We start from the raw sequence: 11,265 nt of genomic DNA on the forward strand, positions 1-11,265 counted from the left end.
AAAAACGCCCAGATGGCGTTTTTTTTTTTTGACTGAAGTGATAAAGTTAGCTTTGGCGGCTTTTCGCAATTTTCAAAACTAATGACAGACCGGCTAATGCGAAGCTGCCGTATTTAACGAATTTTTCCAAGGATTCTAAAGTTTGCTGTTTTTTGTGTTTGCAGTCTGGACAGCTTTTTTCATGGGCACTCAATTTTTTTCCGCATTTACAATGACTCTTCATCTGTGATCCACTCCTCGTTTCGTTTTATTTTGATGTCTTTCTATAATTTAATTATACATGTTGTATAAGGTTCTGTCTGAAATTATGCTGTGTCAGTCGTTTGTGAAAATGAGACGAACCCTAAATTCATTAGGGAAGCGTAGGAGTGTATAATTACTGAGCGAATGCAGTTGCAGTTCCTGTTGGAGAGGGACCGCGCTAGATAAAAAAAGAAAGGAATCTGACAATTTTCTCATTTTCGACAAGTGCTGATTCGCTTTGCTTATCAGTTTGGCAAAATTTTGCTATTGTTGAGTAAGATTAGGGGTTAGAATAGTAGCTTCTCTTTTTTTTCTAAATTCTGTCCTTAATTTGAGAGCGAAAATCACCGATAGTATGCTATATATAGGAACAAGGAGCCATCCTTGACGATGTCGAATATGGCATTTGAATGAAAGGATTGATGAAACAAGTGATTTCTTCAATAATTTATACTGACACAAAGGCTTATTTTGATAAAGTGCTGGACCAAGCGCTGTTGGATCTATTAAAAACTGATTATCCCAAAGTCTATGATCATGTCCAAAAACTGATCGCTTCTATGGAGGAAACGATCCAACGAATTGACAGCACGAACTTTTGGCAGTTGATGCCGGAAATTTTAGGCTATGATTCTCGTTTTGTTTTGTTGAACTCTCTGCAATTGTCAGAAGACAAATTGTTGACGGAGCTAGAAATCCTTCAAATGATCGAACGGGATTATCCGAATTTGAATAAAGAATTCTGTGGCTATTCCTTGAAAGAACAAGAGCATGAGAGTTTGATCTTTAGTGTTCAATAACTATTTTTCGTAGGAGTATCAAGTAGAGTAAGAAAACGACTAGGTAAGCTAGTCGTTTTTTTTATCAAGAAAAAGAATAATTAAACACGTTATTTATCATTAAAATAAAAAATATTTTGAAATTATGAATAAAATAGATTATTATTGATATATAATCCTTTTAGTGAAAGAAAAAACAATCGGTAAGAGGAAGAGGATAGCCAGCTGATTGAAAAAGCTGCGATTGTTTTAATTAGAAAATAGAAACTAGCCTAATCGGCGTGGAAAGGAGCAATTATGGATTACTTAAGTTTCTCAAAAAAAGAGTGGGAAGTCTTAGTTTGTTTTTGGGCTGTAGATGAACCATTATGCTGTACAGAATTTAGTGAACGTTTCAACTTGAATCGTAACACATCATTGTCCGTGATTCGCAAATTAGTTAACCAAGGAGTTCTAGAAATTGCGAGCATTAAAATGAGTGGATCAGTTTTGGCTCGTCGTTTTCAGCCAGCTGTAAGTGAATTAGAGATATTGCAGACCGGTCTAACCGATGATCAAATTTTTGAATTAGTGAAAATCGCCATCAAAAAAATTGAGGACCCAGAACAATTAACTCAGTTACTAAATGTGATCGGTGAATTGAAAACCAAAGCTTCTTAAATAAAACTCGTTTGGATGATAAAAAAACGATCCGCTGTGAAAACAGCGGATCATTTTTCTTGTTCTTGAAATTTTTGTACCATCTTTGTCGTCAATTCATGGAGGACTGACAGTTCTTCCGGTTCAAGGGGCAAGAATTCAGTTACTTTGTAGGGAATCTCTAGCGCTTGCTTATGAAGTGCTTTGCCGGATTCCGTCAGTGTAACCCGCAAGGAACGTTCATCGTCTTGATTTCGATTTCTTGCGAGGTAGCCTTTTGCCTCAAGTTTTTTTAAAACCGGTGTCAGTGTGCCAGAATCGAGACATAATTGCTTCCCCAATGCTTTGACACTGATCGCTTCTTCTTCCCATAACACCAACATCACTAAATATTGGGTATAGGTCAAATTCAACGGATCTAGTAAGTCTTTGTACTGTTTGATAATTTCTTTTGAAGCGGCGTATAGAGGAAAACACAATTGGTTTTCTAACGCTAAGACATTCATGTTTTCACCCCTTTTTCTAACATCCGCCTCTTATCATAGCTGTTTTTTCAACGAAAGTCTACTCGCTAACGGCTTTGACTGTCACTTCAATGTTGCCAGCTGTAGCTTTTGAGTAAGGACATACGGTATGAGCGATCTCAAGCAATTCTTGTGTTTCTTCTGTTGACAAACCTTCGATTTGGCCTTCGATCTCCACACCCAAGACAAAACTTGATTCACTTTCTGCGTATAAGGTCACTTGTGCGCTCACGGTAGAAGCACCTTCGATCCCTTTGCTGCTTTTCACCAATTCAAGGGCACTATTGAAACAAGCGCTAAAGCCAGCTGCAAAAAGTTGTTCCGGATTCGTTGCATTTTCTACTCGTTTGCCAGGTGCAGTGATATTTAGTTCAAATGAATGATCAGGGCTGTGTACTTCTCCTGAACGGCCACCAGTGTTGATCATCTTTGTTGAATACATTTTTTTCATCATTTCTTCACTCCTGTGTTTTTTGTATTTTGTACAATTTAATTGTATGCAATTTAATTGAAGAATGCAAGGAATTGGTTTTCAGTTTGTCTTTTTTTTCTAAAAAGGAGGGAATTATAAAAAGTTTACTGTTCTCTTGGGTGAAACGTGCTATTATAGTTAGTAACACTTGTAACAGAATGAACAATTAGTTTGAAACGAAGAATTTACTGCATGCAGGCAAAGAGGGTGGAAAATCATCGTAGACTACATGGAACAACGAGCGGTTGGACGCTATTTTCGATCGCTGACGGATCATTATTCAGGTTATATCCGTCTTTATGGCACCTACACAGAATATCGGGTGATTGCAGGGATTCCTGCTGAAAATGTGATGTTAGAGATTATCGGGGTTGAAAACGGTGTCTTATTGACCCGTGTAAACAATACATTATTTGAAAATGGAAGAGGGTTTTTACAATGATCATTATCCAAATTATTTTAGTTATCTTCGTATTAGTGATTCTGATTTGGCTGATCGCAAGTACTGCTGTGATCGTTCGTCAAGGGGAAGTCAAAGTCGTGGAAAGTTTTGGGAAATATGTTCGAACGTTGGAACCAGGTCTTCATTTTCTTGTTCCGATTTTATATACAGTAAGAGAAAGAGTGTCCTTGAAACAGATTCCTTTGGAGATCGAACCGCAAAGCGCAATTACAAAAGACAACGTGATCGTGCAGATCGATGAAGCAATCAAATACCACGTCACAGATGTGCGTGCCTTTGTTTACGAAAATGAAAACTCCGTTATCTCAATGATTCAAGATGCCCAATCAAACTTACGGGGGATCATTGGGAAAATGGATCTGAATGAGGTTTTAAATGGGACAGAAGAAATCAACGTAGCACTGTTTACTTCAATCAAAGACATCACGGCCGGCTATGGGCTAGCGATCGACCGAATCAACATTGGGGAAATCAAAGTTTCTCAAGAAATCATTGAATCAATGAACAAACTGATCACAGCTTCCAGAGACAAAGAGTCGATGATCACAAGAGCTCAGGGGGAGAAATCTTCTTCTGTCTTGAGTGCGGAAGCCAAAGCTTCTCAGATGACAATCGATGCGCAAGCTCGGGCGGAACAAACCCAAATCGACGCGGAGGCACGGGCAAAACGTGTACGGATCGATGCCGAGGCAGAAGCGGAACGAATCGCGAAAATCACTGAAGCTGAACGCAAGCGGATTTTAGCCATCAATGAAGCTATCAAAGAAAGTCAACTAGACGAGCGCTCACTATCATATCTAGGTATCGAAGCTTTTAAAGATGTGGTCAATAGCAATACCAATACGGTCATTCTGCCATCAAACATGACGGAACTGGGAAATATTCCAGTCGTCAAACAACTTTGGGAAAACGCACCATCTAAATCAGCAGAATAACTTCTAAGCACAACAATTAAAAAAGCTCAAATGCTCCGAGTACAAATCGGCGCATTTGAGCTTTTTTTATTTCGTTTTGTCTGCCGATTGATTATCGACAATCAACAGGGCAATCATGACATAACCGATCCAACTGTCCCGAGAATATAAGATGTAGCGAGGGGACCAAGAAGCGGCATATTTCTGTTTGTATTCTCGTAGCCCTTCAAAAGAATAGAAGCGAGAACCAAAGGTGTAAACGAGATAGGCGATCCGCTCTTGCAAGAAACTACTGCGGAAAGTACCAACATTGGCTAACGGTGCCATGCCTAAATCGAATTGTTGATACCCATGTTCTTTAAAATAGTCGAATAGCTGAATAAACAAGAAATCCATCGTTCCATTTGGCGCTTTTTCAGGATCGTGGCGCATCAAATCGATGGAGGCCAGACCTGTTTGATACGTGGGCATAAAGGAGGCAAACGCGACGATCTCTTGCTGCTGATTGCGGACGACTGCAATTGGTGCGGTACTTAGATAAGATTCTGAAAAAAATCCAAGGGAGAACCCTTTTTCTTTCCGTCCATCTAGCCAGTTGTCAGAAATTTCTTTAAGGGTTGCAAAGGTTTCGGCTGAAAAGGGTGGAGTGAGCACATCAAAAGTAAAGCCTTCTTTGGTGATCTTGTTGTTCAATGCCCGCTGTCCCTTCATTTTTTTTCCTGAAAGGGTGAAGCTAGGTAGATCCACATAAGCTTTCTCACCGAATTTGATAAAGTCATACCCGAATTCATGCAGCAGCATCACCATTTCTTCACTACTTTCATAAAAGACCGGCAAGTAATTCCACTGATCCATCTCTGTTAAGAAGGTTTCCAGTGCCTGCGGAAAGTCTGCTTGCTTCCCAGAAGGATCCCCCATGACCAAGCATTTATTATTAAAGGTCGTAAACTGAAAAAAGACCGTCGGCTCGCCGATTTCTGGATAAACGTACACTTGCTTGTCTTTTAAATAAACAAGATGGCTGTCGCTATTGCCGCCATAGGTGTTCAAAACATGTTTCACTTTATCAGTAGCAGCACTGACGCCTAGTTGGTGCTTTGGTCCCATCAAGTAGCGGGCAAACAGCAGCATCGCAACGGCGACAAATAAAATCGCAACGAAGCCTTGGAGCCACAATTTTTCAGAGGGGAAAAGCAAAAAGTCCATCGAATGGTGGTGCGTCGGATGTCGATTGAGATGAGGCATATTGTAGACCCCAATAATGACATAGAGGATCGTCAGCGAACCAATCAACAAACCATCGACCGTCAACCATTCCCACGAGAAGACTAGCTGTTTACGGAATAACTCGCTTTTTGAAAAAATCATGATCGCTAATAATAATAGAAGAAACAGCATGGTCGAAAAGCGGAAACCCGCAAAAATAGCATAACCGATCGTTGCTGCAATCAACAAAAGTGTCGGCACATACGCACGACTGACACGGGCAGAGATGCCGCGACCAGCAATCAAAAAGAGATAGCCGAGAAAGATACTCGGGTACTGCATCACGAAATTCAAGCGAATCGGATTGAGATGGGCTAACCATTTGATTTGGTCAAAGGCTTCTGGGATCGTGGCGGAGAGTACCAACATCGTTCCCGTCAGATAAAGCAGCAATACTTCGATCTTATGGAATACTTCCAACAACAAGCTTTTGGGAATCCCAGAAAAGCGCTGGTTGAGGGAGACGCCAACATTTTTTGAGAAAAAGATCAAACCGATCAAAAAGGGAATAATGTAATAAAACAGGCGGAACAGCAAGAGCCAAGCAATAACACTTTCACGGGGAATTTGCAGTGAACCCATTCCCATGATCATCATGACATCAAACGTTCCAAGTTCCCCAGGAATCATCGATACGATTCCAATCACGGAAGCAGCAATGAAAAGCGGCAACAGTTGAAACACATCGACCGAGATACCCATCAAGAGACCCGTCGTGAAGAAGGCGGCAAAAACACCCAGCCATTCTAATAAGGAAGCGGCGATCAGCTGCAGACGATCACGTCGTTGCAGCCCACCTAAGTAGGCATTTTTTTTGGAAAAACTAAGCGCATAGACGATTGGAAAATAAAGACTGCCGCCTAAAAGCCAGATCCAATACTGTTGGAGATAATCGGTCGTGGGACCGAAGAGGACGAATGCCAGCGCTGCAAGCGATAAAATCGAAAGACCAGACATCAAGTAGATAAAAATCTTCGATATTGCTTGGGCAACGTCTTTGCCTTTTTTTCCTTTGCCATAGAATTCCGACCTTAACCCGATACTGATGAATCCGCCAAAGCCGATCAAATTGTTCATGGTATTGATGATCCAGCTGGTTTCTAGTAAATAGCGGCGTTCAGGTTTGTCCCCTAGTAAGCGATTCAAGACGATATCATATAAGACCATGGGAAAAACACACAGTAAGCCAATGACAGCCATTAAAGCCACTCGCCAAAGGGATAGCTGCGCAAACAATTGTTTTAGTTGATCAATCGAAATCGTCTTGCTTAACGAAAGCAGCTCGCCGAACACGATCACGGCGACTGCAATTAAGAAGAGGGTTTTAAACAGTGAGCGGTGGTCACGGAGCCAAGTAAAGATTCTCATAGTTATTCACCGACCTTTTCTAAAAAAGATAATACTTTCGTGTTAAAAACTTCAGGATTCTTTCGTGCAAAACTATGTCCTTGTCCTTTGACAACGATAAAATTGGACTGAGGGATACTGTTTGCAATATAAAAAGAATGGGAAAGCTTGATCGAATCACGTTTGCCGACCAAAATCAATGTCGGCACACTGAGGTGATTCAAATCGGCTGTAGATAAACCGATTGGACGAAACAACAATCCCAAAATAGGCAGAAAGCCCCGCATGCCTTTGGAGAATGGGGAACAAAGCCAAACGATCAGATATTGCAAGACACTGCCGATTCGAGAAAAGAGCCTCACACCTCGCGGTTCCGTGTTGCCAGAGTTTAAAATCATGCAGCTGACATGCTCTGGGTAGAGATGGCAAAAGACCATCGCCAGATTGGCACCATCGCTAAATCCTAGTAAGGCGATTTTCGTTAGCTTTTCTTGCTGAATGATTGCTAAGAGATCTGTTGCCATTTTAAAAAAATCGATTTTCTTCTGCGTATTGGTGGATTTGCCATGTCCTCGACTATCGATTAAATACAGTTGATGTTTTTGACGCAAAGCGTCGACCTGCTTTGAGAAATAGGCACTGCTGCCGCCATTTCCGTGCAGTAAAAAAAGTGGGCGTCCTGAACCGGTTTTCTCGTAATAGAGGACAGACCCGTCCGGTAAGGGCGCGTAACATTTTTCAACTTCCATTTTTTCACCTACTTTCTAAGAGTATACCTTGAAGTCAGGGGCTATCACAAACATATCACTAGATAAAATGAGAAAAAATAACAATCTGCTCATCTTTTTTTTACCAGAAGTTCAGGAAAAGGCTTTTTTCTTTACAATGTAAAGAAAAATAATCGGCTAAGTTAATTAATTTGTTTTCAGAAAATTCTTTACAAACCCGGATACGTTGTCTATAATCGAACTAACTAATTGAGAATGATTTTCATTTACGAAAGAGAGGCTAGCCAATGACCACTATAGCAGATGTTCTGATTATCGGAGGAGGGCCTACGGGGCTCTATGCAAGTTTTTATGCCGGATTACGTGATCTATCGGTCGTATTGTTTGAAGCACAAGCCCAATTAGGCGGGAAGATCAATTTTTATCCTGAAAAAATGGTCTGGGATGTGGGTGCATTGCCGCCAACCAAGGGGAAGAAAGTCAAAGAACACTTGATTGAACAGGCTAAGTTGTTTGATCCAACGATCTATCTGAAAACGAAAATCATCGAATTGACCAAGGAAGACAACCTTTTTTATGCAGTGGATGACCAAGGGAGGACCCATGTTGGACGCACCATTTTAGTTTGTATTGGCGGCGGTGTCGTTTCTCCGCAAAAATTGCCATGTTTCATCCATAATAATGTCGACAACTATATCCACTATCAGTTTCCTGACCAGCAAGCGATCCAAGGCAAACATCTAGTGATCTCTGGCGGCGGCGATGCGGCGGTGGATTATGCGATCGAAGCAGTGTCTTATGGTGCCAAAGTCACGCTGTGCTATCGAGGGGAAAAACTGAAAGCCCATGAAGCACAAGTAAAGAAGATGAAAGCAGAAGGGATTCAAGTGCTGATGAATCACACCATCGATGGGGTGAATCAAGCAGAAACATTCAATATGGTTCTACGACTAAAAAACAGTGCCAACCATGAAACGATCGATTTTTTATGCGATCATCTACTGATCCAACACGGGTATGACCGTGACAGTGGCTTGTTAGATAAAATTTCCTTTGATCTGGCACGCCATGAAGACTTTTACCTCAATTGCGAGATTCCTACAAAAACTAGCCATCCAGGTGTTTTTGCGGCGGGCGACATTCATTATTTCAAAGGCAAAGTGAATCTTTTGGCGGGAGCCTTTCAAGATGCTGCGCAAGCAGTCAACCAAATCAAACACTATTTAGAGCCGACCAGTGTCCCACAGGCGATGGTTTCTTCCCACAATGAGAAATTCAGTGAAAGAAATCGTCAGTTGTTGGTGAATGAGTAGCCATGCTTCTTTGTGAATGAAAAAGTAGAAAAAGCAGGAGTCCCGTATGAGTCCTGCTTTTTTGGTGTCCTCAGAACAGAAATTCGTTTCACTAGAAGTGAATGTTTGCCGCTCCTAAAAAATAAAATCTCTCAAATAAATGATGCAATGGATGAAAATTTCAGCTATTATTTTCAAGTTGACTAATTGGAGGGGATGACATGAATCAAACAAGATATGCAGAATTAAAGCAAGCAGAAAGAGGCGCTATCTTAAGTATCGTTGCCTATATTTTTGTTTCCATCGCCAAACTTGCCATCGGTCGTTTGGCAAATTCTGAAGGATTATGGGCAGATGGATTAAACAATGCGACGGATATCGTGGCATCTATTGCTGTCTTGATCGGTTTACGTTTGGCACAAAAACCAGCAGACGAAGACCATAAATATGGACACTGGAAAGCAGAAAATGTGGCGAGTCTCGTAACATCCTTGATTATGCTGGCGGTTGGTCTGCAGGTTTTATGGTCCTCCATTCAAACAATTCTACTCGGTGAAACGCAAAGTCCCGATATGATCGCGGCAGTCGTCGGTATCATTTCAGCTATTTTGATGTATGGCATGTATTACTACAATAAGCGATTATCTGCTCGTGTAAAAAGCTCCGCTTTGCTAGCAGCTGCTAAAGACAATCGGAGTGATGCCTGGACGAGTATTGGAACGGCGATCGCTATTTTTGCCGCCTCATTTGGTATCGGTTGGTTAGACAGTTTGACTGCGATCGTGGTAGCTCTTTTGATTATCAAAACCGCCGTCGATATTTTTCGTGAGAGTGCCTTTTCACTTTCTGATGGGTTTGATGAATCGTTAGTCGTGGAGTATGAAGCGGCAATCGCTGGTTTTTCTGAAGTGAAATCTGTCAAATCGATTCGAGGAAGAATGTATGGCGCCAATGTTTTTCTCGATGTCGTCGTGACGATGGACAAATCTTTGACGGTTGAAAAGAGTCATAATGTGGCAGATGCTATTGAAGATCTCTTAGCTGATCGTTTTCAGGTGTTTGATACTGACATCCACATTGAGCCTGCTACCGAATAAATTTTATGGCAAAACCTTGATAGGACAAGGATGTAAACCACCCGTTTCCTATTTGTAAACTGAAAAGTTCTTACGGAACCTGCTGATTCATGGCAAACTAGAGGTAACAAAGGAAGAAAGTAGGGAGCCTTATGAATAATAAACAGGTAGTAGAAAATGATTTAGTTATTTCTTTAGATAAAATGGATGAAACAGAAATGATGGCACTTTGCCAACAATATATTGCGGCTATCGATGATAGCCAAGTCCTCTTTGCTTTACTGAAAAAAGTTCAAGCCTCTAAAGCAGCAGTAAGCAAATAAAAAAACAAACCGGCATCTTACGCATTGATGTTCCTCTCCGCAAAAGCGAAAGGAGTGTTGATCAACAGGAAAAGATGCCGGTTATTTTTAAATTTGTTTGAGTCTTTTAAAAAACTTTTAAAGGACGTTTAATAATGCGAATAACCCATAGACGATCAAAGAAGCTATTCCTAAAGGAACAATACGTCGGAATATAATCTCTTTCAAACGCTTGCCTGCTTGTCGCTCTTTTTCATAGTTAGGATCATGAGCGTGCGCTTTAAATTGCTGAGGAGAACGAGAGAAGATTAAGCCATTGGTCATCGATAAAACCCAGCCAATCAACGCCATGAAGAAAGAAACAAAAATGATTGCCAGTAAAAGTAGTTGTAAGAGTTGCATCGTGTTGCTACCTCCTTTTCGTAGCCATTTTTTCACTTTTAGTTTACCATCTTTTGAGACTTTTAGGGGGCATTATTCAACGTGCCCTTTCTTTTTTTGCTTCTTCCCTTATAATAGAGATATTTATAAACGAGTTTCTGTTTCTTACAGCAACAGAGAGAAGGGGTTCTTATGGCAATCACAAAAAAAATCATTCAATCACCAGAAGACTTCCAAACGTTGGATCGTTTGATCAGAGAAATCTGGCCAGAAGTGTTTACACCTATCATTGGGTCCGATCAAGTCGCGTATATGCTGGCTCATTACCAATCACCAGCAGCAATTCAAAACGAAGTCCAGCAAGGAGCAGTCTATCTTTTGTTATTAGAAGGAGACCGAGCAGTAGGATATACAGCGTATGAAGAAACGCAGCATCAGATTTATTTAAGTAAATTGTATCTCCATCAATCCACTAGAGGCAAAGGCTATGCCAGCCAAGTCTTTGATTGGTATGAGGAGATCGCATCAGGCAAAACGCTGCATTTAAACGTCAACAAACAAAACCAGCAGGCGATCGCTGTTTATGAGCATCGCGGCTTTAAGCGCATTTCTGAACGTAGCGTTGCAATTGGTTCGGGATTTGTGATGGATGATTTTATTTATGAGAAGAAAGTCTAATTAAGTAGAAAATTCATTTGATAAACAAAAAAACATTTAATGAATCAAGAATACTATTTTTTATTTTAATATCGTGCCTATTGGAAAACATTGCCAATAGGTTTTTTTGTATCTAGCTAATTCAAAAAATCCTTTATCAACACAAAAAAATAGTTGTATAC

The 11,265-nt window shown here is 40.7% G+C and carries 14 protein-coding genes; 8 read left to right on the plus strand and 6 right to left on the minus strand.

All coding sequences use genetic code 11. The features are described 5' to 3' along the window. Positions 1-46 precede the first annotated feature (46 nt). Positions 47-223: an acetyl-CoA carboxylase gene (locus A5870_RS06050; RefSeq protein WP_081118005.1), complete on the minus strand. Its 177-nt coding sequence runs from the start codon at positions 221-223 to the stop codon at positions 47-49. 451 nt (positions 224-674) lie between these two features. Between A5870_RS06050 and A5870_RS06055 the strand changes: the two genes are divergently transcribed. Next, complete coding sequence (locus A5870_RS06055; protein ID WP_077454484.1) at positions 675-1,043, plus strand: DUF7006 family protein; 369 nt, start codon at positions 675-677, stop codon at positions 1,041-1,043. A gap of 276 nt (positions 1,044-1,319) precedes the next feature. Beyond that, entirely contained in the window at positions 1,320-1,682 is a 363-nt protein-coding gene (locus A5870_RS06060) for a hypothetical protein (protein ID WP_077454481.1), read from the plus strand. A gap of 50 nt (positions 1,683-1,732) precedes the next feature. Here the strand turns inward: A5870_RS06060 and A5870_RS06065 are convergent, their stop codons facing one another. Both A5870_RS06065 and A5870_RS06070 read right to left on the minus strand, forming a co-directional pair. Next, positions 1,733-2,167 (minus strand): MarR family winged helix-turn-helix transcriptional regulator, encoded by a 435-nt coding sequence (locus A5870_RS06065; protein ID WP_081118006.1) that lies wholly within the window; start codon positions 2,165-2,167, stop codon positions 1,733-1,735. Between the two features lie 58 nt (positions 2,168-2,225). Then, the gene (locus A5870_RS06070) at positions 2,226-2,636 is read right to left on the minus strand and encodes an organic hydroperoxide resistance protein (RefSeq protein ID WP_081118133.1); all 411 of its coding nucleotides are present in this window, start codon (positions 2,634-2,636) and stop codon (positions 2,226-2,228) included. 250 nt (positions 2,637-2,886) lie between these two features. On the opposite strand from A5870_RS06070, the gene A5870_RS06075 reads away from it, so the two are divergent. Continuing rightward, positions 2,887-3,099: a hypothetical protein gene (locus A5870_RS06075; RefSeq protein WP_005225691.1), complete on the plus strand. Its 213-nt coding sequence runs from the start codon at positions 2,887-2,889 to the stop codon at positions 3,097-3,099. Further along, a complete protein-coding gene (locus A5870_RS06080; RefSeq protein ID WP_010747934.1) occupies positions 3,096-4,055 on the plus strand; it encodes an SPFH domain-containing protein in 960 nt (319 codons plus the stop codon). The genes A5870_RS06075 and A5870_RS06080 overlap by 4 nt, the downstream gene beginning before the upstream one ends. A 66-nt stretch (positions 4,056-4,121) precedes the next feature. On the opposite strand, the gene mprF is transcribed toward A5870_RS06080, so the two are convergent. After that, complete coding sequence (mprF, locus tag A5870_RS06085) at positions 4,122-6,668, minus strand: bifunctional lysylphosphatidylglycerol flippase/synthetase MprF (RefSeq protein WP_086292124.1); 2,547 nt, start codon at positions 6,666-6,668, stop codon at positions 4,122-4,124. 2 nt (positions 6,669-6,670) lie between these two features. Next, entirely contained in the window at positions 6,671-7,396 is a 726-nt protein-coding gene (locus A5870_RS06090; protein WP_005225694.1) for an alpha/beta fold hydrolase, read from the minus strand. A gap of 266 nt (positions 7,397-7,662) precedes the next feature. Here A5870_RS06090 and A5870_RS06095 point away from each other — a divergent pair, with 266 nt between their 5' ends. The 3 genes from A5870_RS06095 (at position 7,663) to A5870_RS17290 (ending at position 10,066) form a co-directional block, all read left to right on the plus strand. Then, entirely contained in the window at positions 7,663-8,688 is a 1,026-nt protein-coding gene (locus A5870_RS06095; RefSeq protein WP_086292125.1) for an NAD(P)/FAD-dependent oxidoreductase, read from the plus strand. 200 nt (positions 8,689-8,888) lie between these two features. Next, positions 8,889-9,764 (plus strand): cation diffusion facilitator family transporter, encoded by an 876-nt coding sequence (locus A5870_RS06100; RefSeq protein ID WP_077454478.1) that lies wholly within the window; start codon positions 8,889-8,891, stop codon positions 9,762-9,764. Between the two features lie 131 nt (positions 9,765-9,895). Further along, entirely contained in the window at positions 9,896-10,066 is a 171-nt protein-coding gene (locus A5870_RS17290; protein ID WP_170924020.1) for a hypothetical protein, read from the plus strand. A gap of 117 nt (positions 10,067-10,183) precedes the next feature. On the opposite strand, the gene A5870_RS06105 is transcribed toward A5870_RS17290, so the two are convergent. Continuing rightward, positions 10,184-10,447, minus strand: a complete 264-nt coding sequence (locus tag A5870_RS06105) for a hypothetical protein (RefSeq protein ID WP_086292126.1) — start codon at positions 10,445-10,447, stop codon at positions 10,184-10,186. A gap of 171 nt (positions 10,448-10,618) precedes the next feature. Between A5870_RS06105 and A5870_RS06115 the strand changes: the two genes are divergently transcribed. Continuing rightward, entirely contained in the window at positions 10,619-11,104 is a 486-nt protein-coding gene (locus A5870_RS06115; protein WP_086292127.1) for a GNAT family N-acetyltransferase, read from the plus strand. The last annotated feature ends 161 nt before the right edge of the window (positions 11,105-11,265 follow it).

The organism is Enterococcus sp. 2G9_DIV0600, from assembly GCF_002140615.1.
GTDB classification, from domain to species: Bacteria; Bacillota; Bacilli; order Lactobacillales; family Enterococcaceae; genus Enterococcus_D; species Enterococcus_D innesii.

What these genes read in the sequence shown, in the direction of transcription:
- A5870_RS06050 (WP_081118005.1), bottom strand. Translation starts at nt 223, where the DNA reads ATGAAGAGTCATTGTAAATGCGGAAAAAAATTGAGTGCCCATGAAAAA.
- A5870_RS06060 (WP_077454481.1), top strand. Translation starts at nt 1,320, where the DNA reads ATGGATTACTTAAGTTTCTCAAAAAAAGAGTGGGAAGTCTTAGTTTGT.
- A5870_RS06065 (WP_081118006.1), bottom strand. Translation starts at nt 2,167, where the DNA reads ATGAATGTCTTAGCGTTAGAAAACCAATTGTGTTTTCCTCTATACGCC.
- A5870_RS06070 (WP_081118133.1), bottom strand. Translation starts at nt 2,636, where the DNA reads ATGAAAAAAATGTATTCAACAAAGATGATCAACACTGGTGGCCGTTCA.
- A5870_RS06075 (WP_005225691.1), top strand. Translation starts at nt 2,887, where the DNA reads ATGGAACAACGAGCGGTTGGACGCTATTTTCGATCGCTGACGGATCAT.
- A5870_RS06080 (WP_010747934.1), top strand. Translation starts at nt 3,096, where the DNA reads ATGATCATTATCCAAATTATTTTAGTTATCTTCGTATTAGTGATTCTG.
- mprF (WP_086292124.1), bottom strand. Translation starts at nt 6,668, where the DNA reads ATGAGAATCTTTACTTGGCTCCGTGACCACCGCTCACTGTTTAAAACC.
- A5870_RS06090 (WP_005225694.1), bottom strand. Translation starts at nt 7,396, where the DNA reads ATGGAAGTTGAAAAATGTTACGCGCCCTTACCGGACGGGTCTGTCCTC.
- A5870_RS06095 (WP_086292125.1), top strand. Translation starts at nt 7,663, where the DNA reads ATGACCACTATAGCAGATGTTCTGATTATCGGAGGAGGGCCTACGGGG.
- A5870_RS06100 (WP_077454478.1), top strand. Translation starts at nt 8,889, where the DNA reads ATGAATCAAACAAGATATGCAGAATTAAAGCAAGCAGAAAGAGGCGCT.
- A5870_RS17290 (WP_170924020.1), top strand. Translation starts at nt 9,896, where the DNA reads ATGAATAATAAACAGGTAGTAGAAAATGATTTAGTTATTTCTTTAGAT.
- A5870_RS06105 (WP_086292126.1), bottom strand. Translation starts at nt 10,447, where the DNA reads ATGCAACTCTTACAACTACTTTTACTGGCAATCATTTTTGTTTCTTTC.
- A5870_RS06115 (WP_086292127.1), top strand. Translation starts at nt 10,619, where the DNA reads ATGGCAATCACAAAAAAAATCATTCAATCACCAGAAGACTTCCAAACG.